This window comes from Streptomyces sp. NPDC043867 (assembly GCF_056435845.1).
Genome location: NZ_JBWKDS010000003.1, coordinates 120,701 through 146,262 on the forward strand (window position 1 = coordinate 120,701; position 25,562 = coordinate 146,262).

General features: G+C 72.0%; 23 protein-coding genes. 11 read left to right on the plus strand and 12 right to left on the minus strand.

The window, feature by feature from the left end; all coding sequences use genetic code 11:
• Positions 1-12: 12 nt before the first annotated feature.
• Together rfbB and rfbD are read left to right on the plus strand one after the other, a co-directional pair.
• Positions 13-1,008 (plus strand): dTDP-glucose 4,6-dehydratase, encoded by a 996-nt coding sequence (rfbB, locus tag AC069T_RS04085; RefSeq protein WP_478781218.1) that lies wholly within the window; start codon positions 13-15, stop codon positions 1,006-1,008.
• Positions 1,005-1,856, plus strand: a complete 852-nt coding sequence (gene rfbD / locus AC069T_RS04090) for a dTDP-4-dehydrorhamnose reductase (RefSeq protein WP_478781219.1) — start codon at positions 1,005-1,007, stop codon at positions 1,854-1,856. The genes rfbB and rfbD overlap by 4 nt, the downstream gene beginning before the upstream one ends.
• A 24-nt stretch (positions 1,857-1,880) precedes the next feature.
• Here rfbD and AC069T_RS04095 read toward each other — a convergent pair whose 3' ends face one another.
• The 7 genes from AC069T_RS04095 to AC069T_RS04125 form a co-directional block, all read right to left on the minus strand.
• Positions 1,881-3,182: an activator-dependent family glycosyltransferase gene (locus AC069T_RS04095; protein ID WP_478781220.1), complete on the minus strand. Its 1,302-nt coding sequence runs from the start codon at positions 3,180-3,182 to the stop codon at positions 1,881-1,883.
• 155 nt (positions 3,183-3,337) lie between these two features.
• Positions 3,338-3,745 carry a MarR family winged helix-turn-helix transcriptional regulator gene (locus AC069T_RS04100; protein ID WP_478781221.1) on the minus strand — a complete coding sequence of 136 codons (408 nt, stop codon included), beginning with the start codon at positions 3,743-3,745 and terminating at the stop codon, positions 3,338-3,340.
• Between the two features lie 86 nt (positions 3,746-3,831).
• A complete protein-coding gene (locus AC069T_RS04105; protein WP_478781222.1) occupies positions 3,832-5,142 on the minus strand; it encodes an activator-dependent family glycosyltransferase in 1,311 nt (436 codons plus the stop codon).
• A gap of 167 nt (positions 5,143-5,309) precedes the next feature.
• Complete coding sequence (locus AC069T_RS04110; protein WP_478781223.1) at positions 5,310-6,098, minus strand: SDR family NAD(P)-dependent oxidoreductase; 789 nt, start codon at positions 6,096-6,098, stop codon at positions 5,310-5,312.
• Positions 6,099-6,186: 88 nt separating this feature from the next.
• The gene (locus AC069T_RS04115) at positions 6,187-7,410 is read right to left on the minus strand and encodes a nucleotide disphospho-sugar-binding domain-containing protein (protein ID WP_478781224.1); all 1,224 of its coding nucleotides are present in this window, start codon (positions 7,408-7,410) and stop codon (positions 6,187-6,189) included.
• Between the two features lie 29 nt (positions 7,411-7,439).
• Positions 7,440-8,624 (minus strand): class I SAM-dependent methyltransferase, encoded by a 1,185-nt coding sequence (locus AC069T_RS04120; RefSeq protein ID WP_478781225.1) that lies wholly within the window; start codon positions 8,622-8,624, stop codon positions 7,440-7,442.
• Positions 8,625-8,723: 99 nt separating this feature from the next.
• Entirely contained in the window at positions 8,724-9,542 is an 819-nt protein-coding gene (locus AC069T_RS04125) for an NAD(P)H-binding protein (protein ID WP_478781226.1), read from the minus strand.
• 196 nt (positions 9,543-9,738) lie between these two features.
• On the opposite strand from AC069T_RS04125, the gene AC069T_RS04130 reads away from it, so the two are divergent.
• Positions 9,739-10,524, plus strand: a complete 786-nt coding sequence (locus AC069T_RS04130; RefSeq protein WP_478781227.1) for an SDR family NAD(P)-dependent oxidoreductase — start codon at positions 9,739-9,741, stop codon at positions 10,522-10,524.
• A 56-nt stretch (positions 10,525-10,580) separates the two neighbouring features.
• Here the strand turns inward: AC069T_RS04130 and AC069T_RS04135 are convergent, their stop codons facing one another.
• The 3 genes from AC069T_RS04135 to AC069T_RS04145 all read right to left on the minus strand — a co-directional run bounded on the left by AC069T_RS04135 (position 10,581) and on the right by AC069T_RS04145 (position 13,109).
• Positions 10,581-11,282: a mycothiol-dependent nitroreductase Rv2466c family protein gene (locus tag AC069T_RS04135; RefSeq protein ID WP_478781228.1), complete on the minus strand. Its 702-nt coding sequence runs from the start codon at positions 11,280-11,282 to the stop codon at positions 10,581-10,583.
• A gap of 61 nt (positions 11,283-11,343) precedes the next feature.
• Positions 11,344-12,117, minus strand: coding sequence for an ABC transporter permease (locus tag AC069T_RS04140; protein WP_478781229.1), 774 nt, complete (start codon positions 12,115-12,117; stop codon positions 11,344-11,346).
• Positions 12,118-12,119: 2 nt separating this feature from the next.
• Complete coding sequence (locus AC069T_RS04145) at positions 12,120-13,109, minus strand: ATP-binding cassette domain-containing protein (RefSeq protein ID WP_478781230.1); 990 nt, start codon at positions 13,107-13,109, stop codon at positions 12,120-12,122.
• 347 nt (positions 13,110-13,456) lie between these two features.
• Here AC069T_RS04145 and AC069T_RS04150 point away from each other — a divergent pair, with 347 nt between their 5' ends.
• Together AC069T_RS04150 and AC069T_RS04155 are read left to right on the plus strand one after the other, a co-directional pair.
• Entirely contained in the window at positions 13,457-15,061 is a 1,605-nt protein-coding gene (locus AC069T_RS04150; RefSeq protein ID WP_478781231.1) for an FAD-binding oxidoreductase, read from the plus strand.
• 149 nt (positions 15,062-15,210) lie between these two features.
• Positions 15,211-16,161, plus strand: a complete 951-nt coding sequence (locus AC069T_RS04155; protein ID WP_478781232.1) for an aromatase/cyclase — start codon at positions 15,211-15,213, stop codon at positions 16,159-16,161.
• A gap of 116 nt (positions 16,162-16,277) precedes the next feature.
• Here AC069T_RS04155 and AC069T_RS04160 read toward each other — a convergent pair whose 3' ends face one another.
• Both AC069T_RS04160 and AC069T_RS04165 read right to left on the minus strand, forming a co-directional pair.
• Positions 16,278-17,501, minus strand: coding sequence for an acyl-CoA dehydrogenase family protein (locus AC069T_RS04160; protein ID WP_478781233.1), 1,224 nt, complete (start codon positions 17,499-17,501; stop codon positions 16,278-16,280).
• Positions 17,502-17,627: 126 nt separating this feature from the next.
• Complete coding sequence (locus AC069T_RS04165) at positions 17,628-18,371, minus strand: NAD-dependent epimerase/dehydratase family protein (protein WP_478781234.1); 744 nt, start codon at positions 18,369-18,371, stop codon at positions 17,628-17,630.
• 132 nt (positions 18,372-18,503) lie between these two features.
• Here AC069T_RS04165 and AC069T_RS04170 point away from each other — a divergent pair, with 132 nt between their 5' ends.
• From AC069T_RS04170 to AC069T_RS04195, 6 genes are read left to right on the plus strand one after another with little or no spacing between them, the layout of a single operon-like run.
• Positions 18,504-19,847, plus strand: coding sequence for a cytochrome P450 family protein (locus AC069T_RS04170; protein WP_478781235.1), 1,344 nt, complete (start codon positions 18,504-18,506; stop codon positions 19,845-19,847).
• A 36-nt stretch (positions 19,848-19,883) separates the two neighbouring features.
• Positions 19,884-21,095, plus strand: a complete 1,212-nt coding sequence (locus tag AC069T_RS04175; protein ID WP_478781236.1) for a methyltransferase domain-containing protein — start codon at positions 19,884-19,886, stop codon at positions 21,093-21,095.
• A gap of 55 nt (positions 21,096-21,150) precedes the next feature.
• Positions 21,151-21,765 carry a dTDP-4-dehydrorhamnose 3,5-epimerase family protein gene (locus AC069T_RS04180; protein ID WP_478781237.1) on the plus strand — a complete coding sequence of 205 codons (615 nt, stop codon included), beginning with the start codon at positions 21,151-21,153 and terminating at the stop codon, positions 21,763-21,765.
• Entirely contained in the window at positions 21,762-22,709 is a 948-nt protein-coding gene (locus AC069T_RS04185; protein ID WP_478781238.1) for an NAD-dependent epimerase/dehydratase family protein, read from the plus strand. The genes AC069T_RS04180 and AC069T_RS04185 overlap by 4 nt, the downstream gene beginning before the upstream one ends.
• Positions 22,706-24,193, plus strand: a complete 1,488-nt coding sequence (locus AC069T_RS04190; RefSeq protein WP_478781239.1) for an NDP-hexose 2,3-dehydratase family protein — start codon at positions 22,706-22,708, stop codon at positions 24,191-24,193. The genes AC069T_RS04185 and AC069T_RS04190 overlap by 4 nt, the downstream gene beginning before the upstream one ends.
• Positions 24,190-25,455, plus strand: coding sequence for a methyltransferase domain-containing protein (locus AC069T_RS04195; RefSeq protein WP_478781240.1), 1,266 nt, complete (start codon positions 24,190-24,192; stop codon positions 25,453-25,455). The genes AC069T_RS04190 and AC069T_RS04195 overlap by 4 nt, the downstream gene beginning before the upstream one ends.
• The last annotated feature ends 107 nt before the right edge of the window (positions 25,456-25,562 follow it).

The window sequence follows — 25,562 nt, forward strand, 5'->3', positions numbered from 1 at the left end:
ATGCTCGCTCCCGTGAATCTCCTGGTCACCGGAGCGGCCGGCTTCATCGGCTCGGCCTACGTCCGCACCCTGCTGTCAGAGGATCCGGCTGTCCACGTCACCGTGCTGGACCTCCTGACCTACGCGAGCACCCTCGACAACCTCGACACCTCTCACCCCCGACTGCGGTTCGTGCACGGAGACATCTGCGACGCCGTCCTGGTCAACCGCCTGATGGCCGCTGCCGACCAGGTGGTGCACTTCGCGGCTGAATCGCACGTGGACCGCTCCATCTCCGGAGCGGAACCTTTCGTCCGCACCAACGTGCTGGGAACCCAGACGCTGCTCGACGCGGCCGTGCGCCATGGCGTCGGCCCCTTCGTGCACGTCTCGACCGACGAGGTCTACGGCTCCATCTCCAAAGGCGCCTGGACCGAGGAGTGCCAGCTGAGCCCCAACTCCCCCTACGCGGCCTCCAAGGCTGCCTCCGACCTGCTCGCCCTGGCCCAGCACCGTACGCACGGACTCGACGTACGGATCACCCGCTGCTCCAACAACTACGGGCCGCGCCAGTTCCCCGAGAAGCTGATCCCGCTCTTCGTCACGAACCTGTTGGACGGGGAGCAGGTGCCGCTCTACGGCGAGGGCACCCACGTACGCGAGTGGGTGCACGTCGAGGACCACTGCGCCGGCGTCGACCTGGTCCGAACCCGGGGCCGGGCCGGGGAGGTCTACCACCTCGGCGGCGGCACCGAACTCACCAACCGGGAACTGACCGGACTGCTCCTCGACGCCTGTGGAGCCGGACAGGATCGCGTCCGGCGGGTGGCCGACCGCAAGGGCCACGACCTGCGGTACGCCCTCGACGACGGCAAGGCCCGCGCCGAGCTCGGCTACCGCCCCCGGCACGCCTTCGCCGACGGACTCGCGGCCACCGTCGCCTGGTACCGGCGGAACCGTGACTGGTGGGAACCGCTCAAACACCGCCTGCCCGAACCACTGGACACGGCGGACCGGATCCCACGATGAGGTGGCTGGTCACCGGCGCCGGAGGGCTCCTCGGCCACGAGATGACGGCGGCGCTGGCGGCCGAGGGCGCGGACGCGGTGGGTCTGGACCGGCGCGCCCTGGACGTCACCGACCCCGACGCGCTCGCCGCCGCCTTCGCCCGGCACCGCCCCGGCCTCGTGGTCAACTGCGCTGCCTACACGGCCGTTGACGCCGCCGAAACCGACGCGGAGCGGGCCTTCCGGGTCAACGGAGACGGCCCCCGCCACCTCGCCGCACTCTGCGCCCGCCACGGGGCCCGGCTGCTGCACCTCTCCACCGACTACGTCTTTCCCGGCGACGCCGACTCCCCGTATCCCGAGGACCATCCCACCGCTCCCCGCAATGTCTACGGACGGAGCAAACGGGCGGGCGAACGAGCCGTCCTCGACCTCCTGCCGGACCGAGGAGCGGTGGTCCGCACCGCTTGGCTCCACGGAGAGCACGGCCGCAACTTCGTCCGCACCATGACCGAGCGGGCGCGAGGCCACGAACCCGTGGACGTGGTTGCCGATCTGGTGGGTCAGCCGACCTGGGCGGCCGACGTGGCGCGCTCTCTCCTGGCCCTCGGACGCGCACCGGGGGCCAGCGGCGTCTTCCACGCCACCAACGCCGGCCGGGCCAGCTGGTACGAGCTGGCCCGCGAGGTGTTCCGGCTGGCCGGAGCCGATCCCGACCGGGTACGGCCGGTCTCCGCCGCGGCCTTCGGCGGGCGCGCGCCCCGGCCCCGGTACACCGTGCTCGGCCACCGCCGGTGGCACGAGGCGGGCATCCCGGCGCCCCGGCCCTGGCGCGAGGCCCTGGCCGAGGCCATGGTCCGGGGCGGCTGATCCCGCCGGGCCGTCCGCCGCGGTTCAGCCGCCCCGCCGGTGGCGTGCGGTCAAGTCCTCCAGCACCGGGACCAGCTCGGCCGGCGTGGGCGCCTCCCGGATCTCGCCCCGCAGCCGGGCCGCGCTCTTCGCGTACGAGGGCTCGTCCAGCACCCGTGTCACCAGCTCGCGCAGCTCCGCCGGGCGCAGCCGACCGTCCCCGGGCGGACGCAGTCCGACGCCCGCCCGCTCGATGAGGGCCGCACGGGGGTGGATGTCCCACAGGTCGTTGGGCACGACGACCTGGGGCACGCCGTGCGCCAGCGCGTTCTGCGCGGTGCCGAAGCCGCCCTGGTGCACGATCGCCGAACAGGACGGCAGGAGCGCGTCCAGCGGGACGAAGTCCACCACGCGCACGTTCCCGGGAACCCGGCCGGCCTCGGCCAGTTGCCCGGCATCGAGGGTCGCCACCACCTCGGCGTCCAGCTCACCCATCGCCTCGAGGAGAGCCGGTACGGAGGCCTGGTCGCCGCCCATCACCTCGCGGAAGGACAGCCCCAAGGTGAGACAGACCCGGCGCCGCGCCGGCGGCTCGCGCAACCACTCCGGCACCACGGACCGGCCGTTGTAGGGGACGTGACGGAAGGGGACCCACGGCAGGGTGGTGGGCGGGCGCAGCGACGCCGGCGTGGGGTCGAGGGTCCACTGACCGGTCACCAGATCCTCCGTGAACCCACAGCCGTACCGTGCCGCCGTCCAGCCCAGCCACTCGGCGAGCGGGTCCTCCCGCAACTCCGGGGGCCGGGCCGTGAGCGAGGCCTGGTGCCGCGCCCGCATCGTGCCCACCAGGTCGAGTCCGTAGAGGAGGCGGGCGTGGGCTGCCCCGGAGGCGCGCGCGGCGACCGCCCCGCCCATCATCAGGGTGTCCCAGACCACCAGGTCGGGCCGCCAGCGCCGGGCCAGCGCCACCAGGTCGTCCACGGTCTCCTCGGCCGAGAAGTTCTGGAAGATGGCCGAACTCATCACCGTGAACAGACCGTCCAGGAAGTCGGAGGTCAGCCGCTCGGGCCGGGCCTCCGCCATCCGCATCAGTTCCTGGGCGTCCGGAGGCTCCGCCAGGCGTTCGGCCGCCTTCTCCTGCCGTCGTCGCAGCTCCTCCACGGACTCGTCCTGGGCGAGCCTGGGGCCCACCGGGGTCGCGGGCAGCCCGGCGGCGGTGATGGTGTCCATGAGGTCGGGCTGGCTGGCGACGCGCACCTCGTGTCCGGCGGCGCGCAGGGCCCAGGCCAACGGCACTTGGACGAAGAAGTGGGGTGAGGCGGCCAGGGTCACGAACAGCACACGCATGTCGGCGAGGCTAGGGACCGGACCTCGACACGGCCTCGACTCCCGTTGGCACCCGTGCCTTTCAGGCGGGCCGCGCGCCGGAACCCGGTACGGGCCGCACACTGGTGTGCGCAGGGCTTGGCACGTACGGGCGCGGGACAAGGGCCGCGGCGCCGTCAGCGGGCGGGCAGCCAGGCCTCGTCGTCGGTGGCGTGGGCCAGAACGCGCTGGAGGAGGCCACGCAGGGACTCGGCCTCGTCCGGGGCGAGATCGCCGAGCAGCTCCGCCTCCACCCGCTCCAGCGGCCCGTCGATCCGCGTCAGCAGATAGTGCGCGGTATCGGTTATCTCCAGTCGGCGAGAGCGGTCATCCGCGCCCGGGCACCGGCGCACATGGCCCGCCTCGACGAGCTCGTTGACCAGCTGGTGGACCGACTGCCGGGCGATGCCCAGCTGTCGGGCCAGCTCCGCCATGGTCAGCGCGGGTTCGAGCGAGAGCTGGGCGAGCAGACCGTATTGACGAATCGTCAGGTCGTACGCCGCCAGCCGCTCGTCGACCTGGCGCGTCGCGACCGTGCTGGCCACGGCTAAGAGATAGGGGATGTGTGTCCTCAAGGCGGCTTCACCTCAACCGTCGGAGACCGTGATCTTCTCTCTCCGACCGTATGCCATCATCGCTTCGGCGCGGGGGAGCGATGGGCGGTCACCAGCCCTTCCAGGACCGGGACGATCCCGGCGGGCGTCGGTGTCCTGAGCAGCTCGCCACGCACCCGGGCCGCCGCACGCACGAACGACGGGTCCTCCAGGACCCGCGTCACCATTGCGCGCAGCCGGACGGCCGTGAGCAGCTCGGGCGCACACGTCAGGGCCACTCCGGCCGCTCGGGCCCGCTCCGCGCGCGGGGTGTTGCACCACATCCGGGACGGCACGACGACCTGCGGCACCCCGTGGGCCAGGGCGGTCAGGAAAGTGCCCGCCCCCCCGTGGTGGATGATCGCCGCACAGCTCGGCAGCAGTTCGTTCAGCGGGACGAAGTCTACGGCCCGGACGTTCGGCGGCAGCGGGCCAAGGGTATGGAGCTGCTCGGCGTTGAGTGTCGCCACCACCTCGACGTCCAGATCGGCCACGGCCTCCAGCAGTTCACCGATCGACGCCTGGTCCTCACCGACGACCTCCCGGAAGGAGACGCCGAGGGTGAGGCAGATGCGGCGGCGCCCGGGCTGCTCGTCCAGCCAACCGGGCACGTGCGCGGGGCCGTTGTACGGGACGTAGCGCACCGGAACCCGGGGGAGGGAGACGGGCAGGGCGAGGGAGGTGGGTACCGGGTCGAGCGTCCACTGGCCGACCACCAGCTCCTCGTCGAAGCCCCGGCCCGGGCCCTCAAGACCATGTCGTTCGAGAACGTGCCCCAGCCACTCCTCCAGCGGGTCGTCCCGCAGTTCTGGCGGGAGCTTGTCGAGGGCGGCCCGGTACCGCTCGCGCAGCAGTCCGACCAGGTCGAGACCGAACATCAGCCGGGCGTGCGCGGCGCCGCTCGCACGGGCGGCGACCGGGCCCGCGTAGGTCATGGTGTCCCAGACCACCAGGTCGGGCCGCCAGTCCCGGGCGAAGGCCACCAGGTCGTCGATCATCCGGTCCGGCACCGTGTTCCGGTGGACCAGCGGTGTCCAGGCGGCGAACACCCCGTGCAGGTGACCGGGCGTCAGCCGCTCGGGACTGATCTCGCCCGGATCGAGCACCCGCAGCCAGGCGTCGCCGCGCAACTCGTCCACCAGATTCGCGTCGTCGGGGTTCATCCTGGCCGCGACGTGCAGAGGCTCACCGACCGGCACCGCAGTGAGACCGGCGCGGGTGACGTCCTCGGTCACGTCCGGCTGCGTCGCGACCCGCACCTCGTGACCGGCCGCGCGCAGCGCCCAGGCGAGCGGGACCTGGGCGGCCACGTGGGTGGCGGCGGCGAAGGGCTGGAACAGGACACGCATCGGCGCTCCCCTCTCGGATCGACGTGCGGACGCGGTCGCCTTCCCGGGCCTGCGGACTCGGTCGTCGTGCGGGTCGGGCGCCGGTCACGGGGTGGGCGGGACACCGTCACAGGGTTCGATGGGGCGCCGGGTCACCGGGGCCGGCTGCGGCTGCTGGGGGCCGACCATCACGTCAGGGAGAGTCCGCCGTCCACCGGGACGACTGTCCCGTTGGCGTGGACGGCCTCCGGCAACGTGAGCTGCACGATCCACCAGGCCATCTCCTCGGGGCGGCCGACCCGTCCGCTCGGCGTCCGGGCGGCGATCACCTTCAGGAAGTCCGTGTACGCGGCGTCGGGACCGTCGGGTTCCGGAACGCCGCCGATGTCGGTCACCCCGGGGGCGATACCGACCACCCGGATCCCGCGCGGGGCCAGCTCGACGGCCCATGTGCGGGTGAGGAAGTCGAGCCCCGCCTTGGCGGCCCCGTACAGGCCGTTGTCGGGCCAGGACCGTAGGCCGAGGGCGCCGGAGGAGCCGATGTTCACCACCGTGCCGGACCGTTCCGCCAGGGGTTCCAGCGCGGCCCGGGTCAGCAGGACCGGAGCCAGGAGGTTGGTGTGGAGCTGCCGTTCGGCCTCGGCCCGGTCGAGCGCGGCCAGCGGGCGGTACCCCATCGCGGCCGCGTTGTTCACCAGGACGTCGACCCGGCCGAGGACGCTCAGGGCCGTCTCGACGACCCGGTCGGGGGCGTCCGGCTCGGTGACGTCGGCGACGAGGCACTGGATGCCGGAGTGTCCCTCGGCGGTCGCGTCGAGCGTGGCCCGGGTGCGTCCGACGACGAGCACCCGGTCCCCGCGTGCGGCGAACATCCGGGCCGTTGCCCGGCCGATGCCGGTCCCGCCGCCGGTGACGACGATCCCGCGTGCGGCCCCGGGCAGGACCTCACTGTCGGTTCCTTCGGTTCGCGTGGTCATGCCCGGCAGAATCGGCAGCGGACCTCGTATCCGCCTCGATCTTTGCGCACCGGGAACCGCTGCCGCGGTTCCGGCCAGGCACGGTTCTTCAGACGCCGGTCGCCAGGGCCTCCAGCTCGGAGGCGAGCGCAGCCGGCGCCGGCGCCTCCGCGACCTCCTCGCGGAGCCGTCCGGCCGCGGCCCGATGGACATCGTCCTCGACCAGCTGCTCCACACCGGCCCGGATCGCCGCCTCGTCCGCGAGGTGCCCGGGCACATGGAGCGCGGCGCCGGTGGCGGCCACCCTCTCCCCGGTCACCTGCTGCTCCGACGCGAAGGTCGCGATGAACTGCGGCACCCCCGCCCACAGGGACGTCAGCGTGCTGCCGCTGCCCCCGTGGTGCACGACGGCGGCGGAGCCCGGCAGCAGGGCGGCCAGCGGCAGGTTCTCCACCACCCGGACGCCGGAGGGCACCGGACCGAGCGCCGCCACGTCGCGCGCGGTCGCGGTGAGCACGACCTCGCAGTCCAGTCCGTCGAGGGCGGCGACGATCCGGGGGAGCAGGTAGGAGTCGGGGCCCGAGACGGTGGACAGGGCCGTGGACCAGGTGACACAGACCCTCGGCCGCTCCGGTGGCCGCGCGGTCCACGCCGGGGCAGGCCCGGCCCCGTTGTACGGGACGTACCGTACGGGCATCCGCTCCGCTCCGACCGGCACCTTCAGGGACGGCGGGTTGGGATCCACCACCCGCTCGATCATGGCCAGGTCGAACGGTCCCAGGCCGTACCGGGCGAACGATCCGCTGTGATCGGTGGGGACGATCCGCATGTGATCGGGGTCGTGCGGGCTCGCGGGACCCCAGAGACAGAGGACCGCCGAAACGTCCAGGACCTTGGCCGCGAGGAGGCCCTCCAGACTTCCCGGGTCATGCAGGACCAGGTCCGGCCGCCAGTCACGGGCGTAGGCCACGGCCGCGTCGAAGCTCCGGGCCGCCGAGGCGTCCAGTTCCGGCGCGACCTCCCGGTCGAAGCGCCCGGTGTCGAAGGCGTCGAGCCGGTCGAGCCGTTCACCGGTCAGCGGGTGCGGAGGGAGCCACGGGTACGGCCAGATCCCGTTCACGGCCTCGGCGTGGTACTGCAGCCGCAGTCGCAGCACCTCCTCCATCCCTCCGAGGACCGGTACGGGCACGAGCCCGGCCCGGCCCACTGCGGCGGCCTGTGAGGGGGCGCACAGCACCCGGACCTCGTGACCTGCCGCCTGGAACGCCCAGCCCAGCGGCACCATGGCCGCGTACTGGGTGGGCCACGTGGACACGGTGAACAGAACGCGCATGCTCGAACCCCTTCGTTCTCCTCCGCGGCTCACTTGGCGCCGAGCGCGGTCCACACGTCCGCGTCCATCCACGAGGGCAGCGTGTCCTCCCCGTTCGTCCCCTTCTCCACGAAGACGATGTTGTGATAGGCGTGCACCGCCGTGACGGTGCTCTGCGTCGGGGTGGGCCGGGTGACGGCGGGCTCGCGGTGCTCCCGGTGGTGCAGGTCGTCGATCAGCGTCTTGACGAGCCCGAGTGAGGTGTCCGGGCCCGCGACCCCTCCCGTGCTGCCGCCGAAGTCGGTGAAGTAGGCGGTCTGGAGGTCCTCGATCACGTAGAGACCGCCGGGACGCACGTACGGAAAGAGCGTCCGGAACGAGGTGCGCACATGCTCATTCACATGGCTGCCGTCGTCGATGACGATGTCGAACGGGCCGTGCTCCCTGGCCAGTTCGGTCAGGTACTCCGGGTCGTTCTGGTCGCCGACCAGCGCCGTGAGCCGGGGCTCGGTCAGCGCCGTCTTGTCGTAGATGTCCAGGCCGAGGACGGTGCCCCGGGGGAAGTAGCGCTTCCACATCTTGAGCGAACCGCCGCCGAGGTCGTCGTCGAAGCCGCCGATGCCGATCTCCAGGACCCGCACGGGCCGGTCCCGGTACGGGGCGAAGTGACGCTCGTAGTGGGCTGTGTACCAGTGGAAACTGGCCCACTTGTCGGAGCCGTACCGGATCGAGAGCTCACCCAGGTCGGGGCAGCTGCCCGTGCAGCCGGCCATCAGGGTGGCGGTGGCCTGGGCCGCCGCGCGCAGCACCGTGTTCATCTCGGCCAGTAGCTCCCGCACCCGCTCCGGGTCTTCCGGCGTCGGCACGAACGAGTTGTGGAAGTCCCCGGTGCGCGGGGAGTCCGCCGGCCCGAAGAGCCGGCGGACCAGTCCCGGCACCGTGAAAGTCACCCGGGAGCGGACCCGGGCGGAGTCGTCCCCGACCACGCGGATCGGTTCGTCGCGCACCATGCGCAGGACGACGGTGTGCCGCTCTCCGCCGTGGGTGACGTCCAGAGCCACGTCGACGGGCGCGGTGTTGACCGGTTCCGGGCAGCGAAACAGGACCTCCTCGACGAGGACGCGTGCCACGTCGGTCAGACCGGCGTCCTTCAGCACGGAGTCGATCTCGTCGTCGGAGCCTGCTCCGGCCCGGACCAGTCGTCGGATCAGGGCGTTCTGTGCGACATCCACCATGAGGGCGTTTCCCATCGGTCCGCGAAGACGGTCCCTGCCACGGTCGGCGGACTGCCTGGAAACCCGCTCAACCGCCGCTGAACACCGCCCGGGGATCCCTCAGAAGTCCGCCCGGTGATCGGCCACCCACTGCGCGAACGTGCGGGCGGGCCGCCCGGTGACCCGCCCGGCGGTCGGGCCCACCGGCACGTCCACCGGGTCCTGGAGCAGCCAGTCGACCGCGCCTGCGGGCATGCCCTGGCCCAGCCACAGGGTGCGGGCCGCATCCACCGTGAGCTCCTCGAAGCGGATCTCGCGGCCGAGGACCTCGCTCAGGACACGTACCTGCTCGGTCTTGGCCAGGGACTCCGGACCGGCGAAGGAGTACGCCTTCCCCGCGTGCCCGTCCTCCAGGAGCGCCGTCACCGCCACGTCGGCGATGTCCGCCTCGTGCACCGGGGTGCTGCGGGTCGCGCCGAAGGGGGCGCGGACCACGTCCTCGGCTTTGATCGAGGGGGCCCACCAGTCCAGCAAATTGGCCATGAACTCGCCGGGCCTGACATGGGTCCATTCGAGGCCGGACGCCTCCACCGCCCGTTCCACCGCCGTGTGGTGGTCGCCGCTGTAGTCCCCGTCGGCGTACTCGGCCGCCACCGACGAAAGCACGACGATCCGCCGCACCCCCGCCTTCGCCGCCCGCGCGGTGAACTCCTCCGCGGTCCCGGGCAGTGGGAAGAGGTACGCCCGGTCGACACCGGCGAGGGACGCGTCGAGGCTCGCCGGGTCGGTGAGGTCGCCGCGGACCGTCTCCACCCCTTCCGGCAGCGAGGCCCGCTCGGGCGACCGGGTCATCGCGCGGACCCGCTCGCCGGCCTCCAGCAGTCCCGCCACCACGTGCCGGCCCACGTTCCCCGTGGAACCCGTCACCAGAACGGTCATGGTCTCTTCTCCTTCGTCTCTCGACTCGTGTTCGTTCTCGTGCGCGGTGGGCCCGGCACCGGACCCACCGACGTTTCCGGTCTGTTCTCTCGAACGGCTCGAAGCATGGTGAACGCGGCCGGTCCACCGCCCGTCGAGCGCCCGTTGCCACCCTCGGCCGCGTACGCACATCCGATGTCACGATCCGGGAGGGACCATGACCGGAACCGAAGGACGGGTCGCCGTCATCACCGGGGCGACCAGTGGGATAGGCCTCGCCGTGGCCCGCTCGCTCGGCAGGGACGGCCTGCGGATCTTCCTCTGCGCGCGGGACGCCGACGCGGTCGCCGCGACTGTCAAACTCCTGCGCGAGGAGGGCGTGGACGTCGACGGGCAGACCTGCGACGTCCGCTTGACCGATCAGGTCGACGCCTTCGTGCGCGCTGCCGTCGACCGCTACGGCCCGGTCGACGTCCTTGTCAACAACGCGGGACGCAACGGTGGCGGCCCGACCTCCGGGCTGACGGACCAGCTCTGGCTCGACGTAGTGGACACCAACCTCCACAGCGTGTTCCGAGTGACCCGGGCCGCGCTGACCATCGGGGGCATGCTGGAGAACGGCCGGGGACGGATCGTCAACATCGCCTCCACGGGTGGGAAGCAGGGCGTCGTGCTCGGCGCCCCCTACGCGGCCTCCAAGCACGGCGTCGTCGGCTTCACCAAGTCCCTGGGCCTGGAACTGGCCAAAACCGGCATCACGGTCAACGCCGTCTGCCCCGGATACGTCGAGACGCCCATGGCGGAGCGGGTCCGCGCTGGATACGCGGAGGTGTGGGACACCACGACCGACGCGGTCCTCGAACGGTTCCAGGCGAAGATCCCGCTGGGCCGTTACACGACCCCCGAGGAGGTGGCCGGCCTGGTCGGCTACCTGATCACCGACAGCGCCGCGCCCATCACCGCCCAGGCCCTCAACGTCTGCGGCGGCCTCGGCAACTACTGACCCAGGGAGCCCGCGGGCTCCCGCACGCCCCGCCCCGGGGCCTGCCGTCGGCCCGGTCACGCCGGACCGACGTCCCGTTCGGTCACGTCCGGGTCCGGGGCGGCGGACCTCCCCTTGAGCTCGTGGAACCCGGGGGTACCGGTCACCAGCAGTGTCCCGTCCCACAACCGCCCCGCATCCTCGCCCTTCGGTACGTGGGAGATGACCGGTCCGAAGAAGGCCAGCGGGGGACGGTGCGGTTCTGCGGGATCCCCGACGGCCACCACCGGCGTTCCGGGCCGTGGGCCCAGGAGCCGCACGGCCTCCGCGTGCGAGGCCCGAAGTTCCTCGTCGTAGGCGAGGGAGGTGCCCGCCGCCGCCAGCTCCGTCGGCAGGCCCGCGTGGGCCAGCGACAGGGCCGGATCGTTGATCCACTTCCTGGTGTTCCCGACACGCTCTTTGGGGGAGCGGAGATCGGCCCACAGCGAGGCGTGGAAGCGGCCCAGGGCCTCCTGCCCGTGGTGGTGCCGGACGGCGGTGCCGATTCGCACCGGCACCATCAGGTACCCCTCCGGGTCGCCCTCGGGATCGCCGTCCCGGCCCTCGTTGAGGAGAGACAGGCTCATCAGGTGCCAGCGCGGTTCCAGCGGACGCACCCGGGCGGCCTCCCGCAGCCAGCGGGCGGTCAGCCACGTGTACGGGCAGGCGGGGTCGAACCAGACGTCCACGGTGCGGTGTTGTTCGGGACGGGGGGTGTTGCCGAAGGCCTCGGCTGTCACAACGCGGCGCTCCTTCGCATACGGAGTCGGACGGCGGCTGGCGGACGCGGCGGTGGGCGCGTCATACGGAGGCGTTGCGCATGCCCCTGATGCCCGCGACGACCCCCAGCACCGCGATGGCCGTCGCCGCCAGTACTCCGTACAGCACGCTCGTCTCCACGAACCGGCCGTCGAACAGGGCGCGTTCGGCCTCGACCACATAGGTCGCGGGGTTGATTCGGCTGAGGACGTAGAGCCAGGTGGGGGCCGAGTCCTCGGTGATGGGCAGCAGGACGCCGGAGAGCAGCAGCAACGGGAAGAAGATCATCTGCTGCACCCCGTAGAACAGGGTCTGCTGTTTGCGGGAGTGGAGCGCCAGTGTGAAGGACAGCGCGCCGATCCCGATCCCGAAGACGGTCAGCAGCGCCAGGCCCGCCAGGGCGCCCAGCGGGCGGAGCCGGAAGTCGGTCGGCAGCAGCAGGGCCAGAATCAGCAAGGCCTGCGTCAGCAGGATCACGACCTCCTTGAGGGCCCGCCCCACAAGCATCGCGGCCCGGTTGAGCGGAGTCACGAGCATCCGCTCGAAGGTTCCCGACGACATCTCGTTGAGCAACGACGCCCCGGCCCCGGCGGTGGCGGAGAGGGCCAGCAGGACGAGCATGCCCGGCACGAACCACTGCCAGGGGGAGGCCGTCCCCGTCTCCCCGCCCGCCGGGCTCATGCCCGAGAGCAGGGGGGCGAAGAGGGCGAGAAAGAGGAAGGGCAGCAGCATCGTGAAGAGGAGGCCGGCCGGCTGGCGCAGCTCGGGTCCCAGCTCGCGGGCGAACGCGGTGCGGGTGTCGTTGAGCACCTTCATGGTCAGGCTCCGTCCTGCGTGGTGGCCGGGGTGGCGGCGTCGGCGCTCTCCCGCAGGGTGCGGCCGGTCAGGCTGAGAAAGACGTCGTCGAGGGTGGGGCGGGTGAGCCGGGCGGTGAGTGCCCGCACCCCGACTGCCTCCAAGTTCCTCAGGAGGGCCGGGAGTTGGGTCTCGCCATGTGGGGTGCGGATCCGCACCTCGGTGCCCTCGGCAGTGACCTCGTGGACGGCGGGCAGGGGCCGGGTGAGCTCCACGGCCCGCTCGGCGTCGGCACGGTCGGCGAGCCCCAGCATGATGCGGTCGCCGGCCAGGTCGGCCTTGAGCTTCTCGGGGGAGTCGTCGGCGATCACCCGGCCGTGGTCGACCACCATCACCCGACGGGCCCACAGATCGGCCTCCTCCAGATAGTGGGTGGTGAAGACGATCGTGGTGCCGAACTCCTTGTGCAGCCGCAGCACGTGTTCCCAGATGTTGGCGCGGCTGTGCGGGTCCAAACCGGTCGTGGGCTCGTCGAGGAAGAGGAGTTCCGGTTTGTGGACCAGGGCCATGGCGATGTCCAGACGGCGGCGCTGGCCGCCCGAGAGGGTGCCCACCGTCCGCTTGGCCAGGCCCTCCAGCTCGAGCGCGGTCAGCAGATGCTCCGCCCGGGTGCGGGACTCCGCGCGGCTCAGGCCGTACGCGCGGCCCTGGGTGATCAGCTCGTCGCTGACCCGGAAGTTACTGCCGGCGCTGTTGCCCTGGCCGAGGTAGCCGATGCGGTGGCGGACGCCGGTGGGGTCGGTCAGCACGTCGTGACCAACGACGACGGCGGTGCCAGAGGTCGGCCGGAGCAGGGTGGTCAGCATCCGGAGACTGGTGGTCTTCCCGGCGCCGTTCGGGCCGAGGAAGGCGACCACGGAGCCGGCCTCGATGTCGAGGTCAAGGCCGCGCACGGCCTCGACGGTCTCTCCTCCGGCGCGGAAGCTGCGAGTGAGCCCGCGGGTATGGATCATGGGTTCTCCCGTGCGGCTTTCAGGGGGCGATTCGGGGAGTCACGGCCCGCGCCCGGACCGGCCGGGGTTCTCGGGGCACGGTGCGGGAAAGCCAGATGCTCTGGGCTCTTGACTTCTTCGAGCTTAGAAGCGTTAATGACGTCTTTGTCAGCATCACTGACGGTCTCGATAACCCTTTCGAACCCTCTCCCGCCGCACTGCCGACCGGTCCGTCGAGCCACCGTTCGCACAGTTCCCTCCGGCCCGTCGGCCACCGCCTCACCAGCGCGACTCCATCGACCTGCCAGCGAGGCCGCACAGGCTGGCCGCCGACAAGGCGATCGCCCTCGGGCCGGACGGGAAGGTCGGTGTCCCCATTGACGCGGCTCACACGCAGACGGCTGCTGCAACTCTCGGCGCTCACCGGCGGCATCACGCTGCTCGACGGCCACGCCGCCTCCACCCAAGGGGCGGCGGGCCCCCGGACCATCGGACCGGTGGTGCTGGAGCCGGACGACCCCCGCTACGCCGAACTCACCACACGCGGGTACAACGGCCGCTTCACCGGCTCCCCGGACGTCGTGCACCTGGCCGGTTCCGCCGAGCAGGTGGTCCGGGCACTGGAGGAGGCTGCCCGTGCCCGCAAACGCGTGGCCGTCCGCAGCGGAGGCCACTGCTTCGAGAACTTCGTCGACGACCCCGCCGTCCGCGTCCTGATCGACGTCTCCGAGATGACGGCCGTCTCCTACGACCCGGAACAACGGGTCTTCACCGTCCAGGCGGGCGCGACACTCGGACGCGTCTACCGCACCCTCTACCTCGGATGGGGCGTCACCCTGCCCGGCGGCGGCTGTCCGACGGTCGGTGTGGGAGGCCATGTCGCCGGCGGCGGCTACGGCGCGCTCTCGCGCCGGTACGGGCTTGTCGTCGACCACCTGCACGGGGTCGAGGTGGTGGTCACGGACCGGCACGGCCGGGCCTCCCTCGTGACGGCCACCCGGAACTCGACCGGTGCCGAGCGCGACCTGTGGTGGGCTCACACCGGCGGCGGAGGAGGCAACTTCGGCGTCGTCACCCGCTACCTGTTCCGGACGCCCGGCGCGACCGGCGGCCCGGGCGACCTCCTGCCCCGGCCGCCCGGCGCCGTCCGCTCGCTCTCCCTCGGCTGGCAGTGGCAGGACCTGGACCGCGCGGCCTTCACCCGGCTCCTGCGCGCCCACGGGGACTGGCACCACCGGCACGTCGGTTCCGGCTCGCCCTACGGGGACCTGTCGAGCGGGCTCACCCTCGGCCACCGGGCCAACGGGCAGATCACGGTGGATGCCGCGCTCGACGCGTCCCGTCCCCGTGCAGCGGAACTCCTGGACGCCCTCGCCGCCGAGCTGACCGGGGCGGCCGAAGCACCGCACACCTCCTCGACGGCCACGACTCCCTGGCTGAAGTCAGTGCTCGGAGGCGTCCAATGGCCCGGTGGAGCCCGGTTCAAGTCCAAGTCCACACTGCTGCGCAAGCCCTGGGACGACCGGCAGATCGGCGTCCTCCACGACCACCTGGGCCGGGGCGGCCCGGAGTTCGCCACCGCCGCCGTCTACCTCACCTTCCTCGGCGGACGGATCAACGACGTATCCCCGGAGGCCACCGCCATGCCCCACCGGGACTGCCTCTTCAGCGCCGTGCACGAGGCCCTCTGGGGCGAGGAGGGGCAGACCGAGCGCCAACTCGCCTGGGTCCGGGGCCTCTACCGGGAGCTCCACGCCGACACCGGCGGCGTCCCGGTGCCGAACGAGGCCAACAGCGGTGCGTACGTCAACTATCCGGACACCGACCTCGCCGACCCCCGGCTGAACACCTCAGGGGTGCCCTGGAGGACCCTCTACCACCGCGGCCACGACGAGCGGCTGCGCCGGGTCAAGGAACGCTGGGACCCCCTGGACCTGTTCCGCCACACCCTGTCCGTCCGCCCGCCCGGCTGACGGCCGCCGGCGTGTTCCACCGACGCCGAGCGGTGCGGGGACCTCCGCCGTCCCCCGGGGCGCCGAGCCATCGTCGAGTCCCTGACCAGAGCCCGCGCCGAAGCTGACCGCGCCCACGAGAGCGCTGACCCAGAGCCGAGCGGAGGACCATGCCACACCCTCGAACCGCCCACCACACCGAGCACACGATCACGGTGGCCGCCCCGGCGCGCCGCGTCTTCGAGCTGATCGTCGACGTCGGCCGCTGGCCGGAGACCTTCCCGCCCACCGTCCACGTCGAACACGTCGAACGGAACCCCACGAAGGAGCGCATCCGGATCTGGGCCACCGCCAACGGCGAGGTCAAGACCTGGACCTCGCGCCGCGAACTGGACCGCGACCGGCTGCGCGTCTCCTTCCGGCAGGAGGTCTCCCAGCCCCCGGTGGCCGCCATGGGCGGGGAGTGGATCGTCGAGACGATCGACGACACCCGCAGCCGAGTGCGCCTCCTCCACGACTTCCGCGCGGTCGATGACGCCCCGGACGGTGTGGAATGGATCGAGCGGGCAATCGACCGCAACAGCGCCGCCGAACTGGACGCCCTGCGCACCGCGGCCGAACGGGCCGGGGACGCCGACGGCCTCACCCTCACCTTCGAGGACATCGTCGAGATCCCCGGCGGCCTCAAGAACGCCTACGCCTTCATCAACGAGGCGGACCTCTGGCCCGAGCGGCTGCCCCACGTCGCCCGCACCGTCCTGGAGGAGGACGTTCCCGGGGTGCAGACCCTGGAGATGGAGACCCGTTCGCCGGACGGGTCGACGCACACCACCCGCTCCGTCCGGATCTGCTTCCCGGACGAACGGATCGTCTACAAACAGCTGCGCACCCCCGCGCTGATGACAGCGCACATCGGGCGGTGGCTGTTCGAGGAGGACGCGGACGGGGCCCGGATCACCTCCGTCCACACCGTGGTCCTCAACGAGGAGGCCGTCACGGCGGTCCTCGGCCCGGATGCCACCGTCGCCGACGCCCGCGCGTTCGTACGGAACGCGCTCAGCCGCAACAGCACCACCACGATGGAGCACGCGGCCGCCCACGCCCGGGGGGACCGCTCCTAGGTGTACTGAGCACTGGCGTTGGTGACAGGACCGGATCCCCTGGGCCGTCACCCCGGGCACACCGGAACGGGAGGGCCGGCAATCCCGGGCCTCCCGTTCCGCCGGTTCCGCCCGGTTCAGTCTTTCGGACCGCCCAGAGCCGCCTCCGAGAGCCAGTCCACCGCGTCCGGATACGTGAACGGGTGCATGAACGCGCCCGCCCTGACGTCCCGGTAGAGACGCGACAACGGATGGGAACCCGAGTACGAAGCGCCGCCGATCAGCGTCACGCAGTCCGCGACGATCTCCGGCGCCAGCCGATTGACCGTCAGCTTGGCCCGCTGGAAGTCGAACATCATGCGCCGGCCACGCTCCAACGGATCGCCGTCGAACTCGTACGCCAGGTGATCCGCCACCGTCAGCGTGCCCGCCGCCGTGGTGCGAAGCGCGTGCAACCGGGCCTCGATCTCCGCGAGCAGCGTGCGCACCCCTGCCCCCGGCGCACCGCCGCGCCGGGTCAGCTCGGTCACCACGTGGTCCCGGGCGGCCTGGGCCACCCCCACGTAGATCCCCAACATGGTGATCGAGCTGACGGTCTGCCCTGCCAGCGCCGCATCGTCACGCTCGCCGAGCGGCCCGCGCAGGAACACGTCCTCCGGACGGACCGGGCAGTCCTCCAGGAGGATGTCCACGCTGCCGGAGGCCCGCATCCCGAGCCCGTCCCAGTTGTCCAGGACGGTCAGCCCCGGGGCTCGCCGGGGCAGTACGGCGGCTGCCGACCGCGCCACCCCCGCCACCTCCACCTGCGCCGAGACCACGAAGTCGGTGGCGATCGGCGCCATACTCGCGAGAGTCTTGCGGCCCGTCAGCACCCAGCCGCCGTCCGGCGCCGGCCTGAGCCGGGTGACCACCCGGCCCCCGCCCGCGTCCTTCACCGTGGTGCACACGACCGCCTCCCCCGAGCCCATGCCCCGGAGCAGCCGCTCGGCCAGCTCCCGCGCCCCCTTTTCGCCGTGCCGCCACTCGTGGGTGAGCGTCAGACCTCGGCTGAGCTGCATGTGCAGGGCGAGAGCGGTCGAGGCGTCCGCCTCGGCCACGGTCGTCAGAGCCAGACAGACGTCGTGCAGTGAGGAGACACCGAGCCCGCCGAGTTCCTCCGGCACGGTGGCCCCGAGCACCCCGCTCGTGCGGAGCCCCTCGAAAACCCCGACCGGGAAGGCACCTTCCCGGTCCGCCTGGCGGGCCCCCTCCCGCATCCGGGGAAGGTGCTCGGTCAGCAGCGCGAGCAGCGCGTGCCCGGAGGCGGTCCCTGGGCCGCGCAGATCCGCCGTGACCGCCCGGTTCCTGTCGAACGTCGCCATCGCGTTCCCCGCTTCCTTCACTCGACTCACTGGAATCCGGTCGCCGGAGCGATCGGGACGGCCTCGATGATGTCCGGCGCGATTCGACGACCGTTGGAAGGCCACTGCACCCTGATTCACCACCGGTCATGCGCCCGTCTCACGGAGATAGCGGTCCAGGGCCAGCCGGTGGTAACCCGGCCCGAACACCGAACCGTCCGCCTCGGGCACCAGGGCCCGCAGCTTCTCCACCGACGGACAGTGCGAGAAGGCGCTTTCGCCCCCGCCCAGCACCTCCTCCACGGCATCGAGCCCCAGACGCCGCTTGAGGTGGGCGACGACGTCGAGGACGTCCACGCAGTCCCCGGACGCCACGTTCACCGTCTCGTCGTGCACCCCGGAGGCCAGCAGGCGGTCGACGAGTCCCACGAAGTCCGTGACGTGCAGCAGGTCACGCCGGGCCCCGGGATGGACCCGGACCCGCCCCGCGCGCACCTGCGACACCAGGGTGGGCACCAGCCGGAAGTCGGGCCCGTTCGGCCCCAGCACATAGGAGAGGCGGAGCACCAGATACGCCACGCCGGACTCCCGGATCGTCGACTCCAGGGCGAACTTGTGGCGGCCGTAGCGGGTGGTGGGGACGATCGGGTCGGCCTCACGGCCCCGGCAGCCTGGACCGCCGTACATGCTGACCGTGGAGAAGAAGACCAGCAGTTCGCCCCGGCTGCGACAGCGCGCGACCGTCTCCCGTACGAGCGCCGCCTCCCGCGCGTGCTCGGAATCCGGCAGGTGCTGGCGCGGAACACCCGCCGCCAGCACCGTCACCCCGGGATGCGTCTCGCGCAACGGCCACAGATGCCGGGCGATGAAACCCTTGCCGATGATGTCCATGACCGCGTCACCCTAGGGAACCGGTGCCACGCTCCCCTCGTGCCCGGCTCGACGCCCGGTCCGGCCGAAGCCAAGGGAAGTCGAGAGGGGGTCGAGGCGGCCTGCCTAGCGTTCCGGCCCATGGCGGCGAGCATGACTGACAGCGCGCTGGGGCGCGTCCTGCTGACCCTGCGTGGCGTCCAGTGGATCCTGGGCACGAAAGGTGACCCGTATGCGCTGATGCTGCGTGCAGCCGGAGACGATCGGGCCGAACTGGGCCGGCGCGTCCGCGAACGGGGCCCCCTGTACTGGAGCAGCGCTGAGACCTGGGTGACGGCCGACCACAAGGTGGTCGCCGCCGCGCTGGCCGACCGGCGCCTCACGCCCAGGCCCCCCGACACCGGCCCCCCGCTCGGAGGACCGGACGGGGAACCCGCTCCGTGGGACGTGCCGACCCTGCGGGAGGCACTGCCGCTGGCCGGACTTCCGGCGGCGCTCGACCGGGAGGAGTACGAACGGCTGCGGGGATGGGCCGCGCCGGTGCTGGGCGAGCCCGCCCTGCGCTGTCGGCAGGCCTCGGCCGTCCGGGCCTACCGGAACCGGGCGGAGTCGGTGGGGGAGCGGTTCGACCTGGTGGACGAGTTGATACGGCCCGCCACGGTGGCCGCCGCGCGCGTCCTGCTGGGCATACCGGAACACCTGGCTGCCCGGTTCGCGGAACTGTGCGGGCAACTCACCGGAGCTCTGGACGCCACGCTCTGCCCCCCGCGGCTGGACACGGCCCGCCGGTACCTCGCGGCACTGCCGGAACTCCGGGCCCTGCTCGCGCAGACACTGGAGACACCTGGGGCGCCCGGCCCTTCCGGCACGGGAAGCGCACCGGGCGGCCGCGGTGCCCGTTCCGGCCTCCCCCGTCGTCTCTCCGCCACCCCCACCTGCGACGGCACACCGCCGCCTGAGGACATCCTGACGGTGTGTTCCCTGCTGGCCCTGGTCGGCATCGACGTCACCACCACCCTGACCGGCAACGCAGTCGCCCTCCTCCTCGACCACCCCGACCAGTGGCGGGCCCTGTGCGAGGACCCCGGCCTCGCCCCGGCCGCCGTCGCCGAGACCCTGCGCCACACCCCTCCCGTCCGCCTGCACCGGCTGTACGCGCGCGAGGACCTGGAACTCGCGGGAACGCCGGTGGCGGTGGGCGAGGAGGTCGTCCTGCTCACCGAGGCGGCCCGGCGCGACCCCCGCCACCACCGAGACCCGAACCGGTTCGACATCCACCGGCCCGCCCACGAACGGCGCCCGCTCCCCGAGGACGGCCACGCCGACACCCTTGTCGGTCCGGTTGCGCGCCTGGCCGCCGAGGCCGCCCTGCGGGGCATCACCGCGGAACTGCCCGGCCTGACCAGGACCGGCGAGGTGCTGCGCCGCCTCCGGTCCCCGATCACCGGCGGTGTGATCCGCTTCCCCGTCGCCCGCCAAGGACACGTCCGGCGGTAGTTCCGCCCCGGACCCTATGAACCCGAGGAAGGCCACATGTGCCGTGTCTGTGGAGGACCCGTCCGTCAGTTCTTCGACTTCGGGCGCCAGCCACTGTCCGACGCGTTCCTGGACCCGGACCGCGTCGACGACGAGTATTTCTATAGGCTCGCTGTGGGCAGTTGCGAGTCCTGTGGCTTGACCCAGCTCCTGGACGAGGTCGCCCGGGACCGGATGTTCCACGAGGCCTACCCCTATCACTCGTCCGGCTCGGTCCACATGCGACGCCATTTCGAGCAGACTGCCGGCCGCCTCTCCCGTGAGCACTTGCGCGGCCCCGACCCCTTCGTGGTGGAGATCGGCTGCAACGACGGGGTGATGCTGCGTGCCCTGGCCAAGGAGGGCATCCGGCACCTGGGCGTCGAACCCTCCGGCGGCGTCGCCGAACTCGCCCGCCAGCAGGGGGTCCGTGTCCTCACCGAGTTCTTCGAGGAGGCGACAGCGGCCGAGATCGTAGCCGCCGACGGGCCGGCCGATCTGGTCTACTCGGCCAACACCATCTGCCACATCCCCTACCTCGATTCCGTCTTCCGGGGCCTCGACACCCTCCTCGCACCGGACGGCGTCTTCGTCTTCGAGGACCCCTACCTCGGCGACATCCTGGAGTGCACCTCCTTCGACCAGATCTACGACGAGCACTTCTACTTCTTCACCGTGCGCTCGGTGAGCGCCGTCGCAACCCGCTTCGGCTTCGAGGTCGTCGACGTCGAACGGCTGCCCGTGCACGGGGGCGAACTCCGCTACACCCTGAAGCGGACGGGCCGGGGCACGCCGAGCCCGGCCGTGGCCGAACTGATCGCCGAGGAGGACCGCAAGGGGGTCGGCACTCCCGAGACCTTCGACACCTTCGCCTCCGGGGTCGAACGGGTCCGCAGCGAACTGACCTCGCTCATAAGGGGGTTGCGCGCCGACGGCAAGCGGATCGTCGGCTACGGCGCCACGGCGAAGAGCGCCACCGTGACCAACTTCTGCGGCATCGGCCCCGAGTCGATCGACTGGGTGTGCGACGTGACCCCGGCCAAGCACGGGAAGCTCATGCCCGGTTCGCACATCCCGGTCCGTCCCACCGAGGCGCTCAGCCACCCCTACCCGGACTACGCGCTGCTGTTCGCCTGGAACCACGCCGAGGAGATCATGGCAAAGGAGCGGCTGTTCCGCGAGTCCGGTGGGCGCTGGATCGTGTACGTGCCCGAGGTCCGCGTCCTCTGACCGCGGAACGCAGCCGGCAAGGCCGGCACCACCACAAGCAACCGAGGACGGTGTCATGCAGTCGCGACAGCTCGCCGTGGACGGCGCGTTCGAGTTCCGGCCGAAGATCTTCACCGACGAACGGGGGCTCTTCGTATCCCCGTTCCAGGAGACGGCCGTCCGACAGGCCCTGGGGCACGCGCTGTTCCCCGTGGCCCAGACCAATCACAGTCTCTCCAGGCGGGGGACGATCCGGGGCGCCCACTACACCCTCACGCCCCCGGGCATCGCCAAGTACGTGTACTGCGCGCGCGGCCGGGCCCTGGACATCGTCATCGACGTCCGGGTCGGCTCGCCGACCTACGGCCGCTCGGAAACCGTCCTCCTCGACCAAGAGGACTTCCGCGCCGTCTACTTCCCCGTCGGCGTAGCCCACGCCTTCGTGGCGCTGGAGGACCGCACGGTGATGTCGTACATGCTTTCCGGGGAGTACGTGCCCGAGAACGAGCTGGCCCTCTCCGTGTTCGATCCGGTCCTCGAACTCGCCCTGCCGACGGACATCGAGCCGGTCATGTCGGAACGGGACCTGGCCGCGCCCACCCTGGAGACGGCGGAGAAGTCCGGCACCCTCCCGGACTACCGCCGGTGCCTGGAGATCGAAAGGGCACTGTGCGGCGGCCCGGCCCGGTGACCGCCGCCCGAAAGCCCGCCGTCGCCGTGTTCGGCGCGACGGGCTGCGTGGGCCGCGCGGTGACCTCCGCGTTCGTCCGGATGGGCCGGCCGGTCCTCGAAGTGGCGCGCCACCGGCCCGCGTACACGAGCGACGACCATTTCCTCACCCTGGACGCGGCCGCCGCCCACCCCGGCGAACTCGCCGGTCTGCTGGCCGCGGCCCGCGTGGATACCGTGGTCAACGCGACCGGCGGCTGGGTCACCGGCGAGGCCGAGAACGAGCGAGTCCACGTCCACCTGGTGGAGAACCTGCTCGCCGCGCTCGCCCGGACGCCGGGCAGGACCCGGTTCGTGCAGATCGGGTCCGTCCACGAGTACGGCCCGCTCCCCGCCGGCACCGCCGCAGAGGAGACCCGCCCGCCCCGGCCCGCCTCCGCCTACGGGCGCAGCAAACTGGCCGGAGCCGAGGCTGTGCTCCGCGCCACCCGCGCGGGCCTCGTGGACGGTGTGGTCCTGCGCGTCGTGAACCTCTGCGGCCCGGAGGCGGCGGAGGTCGGATTCCTCGGCGCCGCCGCCCGTCAACTGCGCGCCGCCTCCCCCGAACGGCCCGCCGAGCTGACCGTCGCCGACGCCCACCGGGACTTCCTGGACGTACGGGACCTGGCCGCCGCCGTCCTTGCCGCCGCGGCCGCCCCCGTCGCCGGACAGGTGATCAACGTGGGCCGCGGCGAGGCCGTATCGGTGGCGCACCTGCTCGACCTGCTCATCGCCGCCGCCGGACCGCCCCCGGGAGCCGTCCGGCTCCGGGCTGCGCCCGTCGACTCGCGGGGCGGCGACTGGACACGGGTCGACATCAGCCACGCGGCCCGGTCGCTGGGATGGCGTCCGACCGTGGAACTGCCCGAATCGATCAAGGACATGTGGGACGCGTCCCGCGCGGGCCACCCTGTGGAGCAGTCATGACCGAATCCTTCACGCGAACCGCGAGCCGCCCGCGCGGTGCCGCCACCCCGCTGCGCGTCGCCGCGTCGGCCCGGGCCCGCGAGGGCGGACGCGCCCCGCACTCGACGTTCCACGACTGGTACGCCGAGGCCGCCGCCCGCACCTTCACCCGGGTCGAACGGGTCCCGCTCGACGAGCTCACCGGCTGGGAGACCGAGCCAGGCACCGGCAACCTGCGTCATCACACCGGCGGCTTCTTCACCGTGGAGGGCCTGGAGGTGCGCATGCCGGCCGGGCCGGTCCCGGCCTGGAGCCAGCCCATCATCAACCAGCCCGAGGTCGGGGTGCTGGGCATCCTGGTCAAGGAGTTCGACGGGATCCTGCACTGTCTGATGCAGGCCAAGGTCGAACCCGGCAACGCCAACGGCGTGCAGATCTCTCCGACCGTCCAGGCGACCCGCAGCAACTACACCGGAGTTCACGGCGGGCGCCCCGTCCCGTACCTGCAGTGGTTCCGTGACCCCGGCCCCCGTGGCCCGCTCGTCGACGTACGGCAGTCGGAACAGGGATCCGCCTTTCACCACAAACGGAACCGGAACATAGTCGTCGAGGCCGAAGGGGAGGTGGAGGACCACGAGGGCTTCCTCTGGCTGACCCTAGGTCAGCTCCACCGGCTCCTCGCCGAGGACGACGTGGTCAACATGGACGCCCGTACGGTCCTGTCATGCCTGCCCTTCGCCCACGCGGAACTCGGCCGGGAGCTCGGTACGCCCGCCGACCCCTTCCGGGCCGCCCTCTTCCGCTCCTGCGACCCCTCCGCCGAGGCCCGCCACCCGCTTGGCGCCATCCTCAGCTGGATCACCGAGGCCCGCACCCGCACCGAGGTCCAGGCGCTCCGCGTTCCGCTGGCCCGGCTGCCCGACTGGCACCGCACCCGGGAACGGATCTCGCACGCCTCCGGAGCCTTCTTCGACGTCATCGGCGTCCGCGTGGAGGCCGGCGGCCGAGAGGTCGCCCGCTGGTCCCAGCCGATGATCGAGCCGCACGGCACCGGCGTCGTCGCCTTCCTCACCCGGCCCATCGGCGGGGTGCTGCATGTGCTGATGAACGCCCGGGTCGAGGCGGGTTACATGGACGTGGTGGAACTGGCGCCCACGGTCCAGTGCACCCCCGCCTCCTACGAGCACCTGCCGAGGAGTGCGCGACCGCGCTACCTCGACGCGGTGGAGGGCGCGGATCCCGCACGGGTCCGTTTCCGCTCCGTCCTTTCCGAGGAGGGCGGACGCTTCCACCACGCGCGCAACCGCTATCTGATCGTCGACACCGACCTCGACGTCGCGCCCGACGATCCCGACTACCGGTGGATGACCGTCCACCAACTCGTCGAGTTGCTGCGGCACAGCCACTATCTCAACATCCAGGCCCGCAGTCTGGTGGCCTGCCTGCAGAGTCTGCTGATGCCGGGCGAACCGGCGCCGACCGCGGAGAGGAAGGTCCGGGTATGACCACGGAGAACGTACGGACCGTCACCAGTTGCCGGGTGTGCGGCGCGTCGGACTGGCAGGACGTGGTCTCCTTCGGAGACGTGCCCCTGGCCAACGCCTTCCTGGAGCCCGCAGACTCCTACGAGGGCGAGCCCTCCTATCCGCTCGGCGTGATCTCCTGCCGCTCCTGCCGGCTGATGAGTGTCACCCACGTCGTCGACCCCGAGGTGATGTACCGGACGTACAGCTACGTCACCTCCGACTCGGAGACCATCACCCGCCACATGGAGTTCGTCGCGACCACCTGCGGAGAGCGGGCCGGCCTCGCCGCCGGGGACCTGGTGGTGGAACTCGGCAGCAATACCGGCCAGCAGCTGGCCGCCTTCGCGCGCAACGGGGCCCGGGTGCTCGGCGTGGACCCCGCCCGCAACCTGGTGGCCGTCGCCAACGAACGCGGCGTCCGCACCCTGCCCGAGTTCTTCACCGAGACCACCGCCGGGGCCGTGCACCGTTCCCACGGCCCTGCGCGCCTCATCCTCGGACGCCACGTCTTCGCCCACATCGACGACCTCGCCGGAGTGCTTGCCGGGGTGCGCGCGCTGCTCGCCCCCGACGGGGTCTTCGCCATCGAAGTCCCGTACGCGGTGGACCTGCTGGAGAAATACGCCTTCGACACCATCTACCACGAGCACCTGTCGTACTTCCTCGTCCGTACCCTGGACACCCTCTTCACCCGGCATGGACTGAAGCTCTTCGACGTGGAGCGGCTCACGGTTCACGGCGGGTCCCTCCTCGTCCTCGTCGGCCGTCCCGAGGCGGGACGGCCCGTCACCGGCACGGTCGGTGAGCTGATCGGGGCGGAGGAGCGGGCCGAGCTCGGCTCCGACGCCGCCTACCGGGAGTTCGCCCGGGGCGTCCGCGTCGTCAGCGAGGAACTGCCCGTCCTGGTCCGCTCCCTGCTCGCGGAGGGGAAGCGGGTCGCCGGCTACGGGGCCTCGGCCAAGGGCACCACGATGCTCAACATCTGCGGTCTCGGGGCCGACGAGGTGGCCTACTGCACCGATACCACCTCGCTCAAACAGGACAAGGTGCTGCCCGGCACGCACATCCCGGTCCGCAGCCCCGGCCACGCACGCAACGACCCGCCCGACGTCTACCTGATGCTCGCGTGGAACTACGCCGACGAGATCCTCCGCAAGGAGGCGGACTTCCTGCGGGGCGGAGGCCGGTTCATCCTGCCCTTCCCGAAGCCCGCGGTCGTCTCCGCCGACACGCTCCACTGACGCGGAGCCGAGGCACGGGGGGGGGGGGGGGGGGGGGGGGGGGGGGGGGGGGGGGGGGGTGAGGGGTGGGGGGTGGGGGGGGGGGGGTGGGGGGGGGGTGGGGTAGT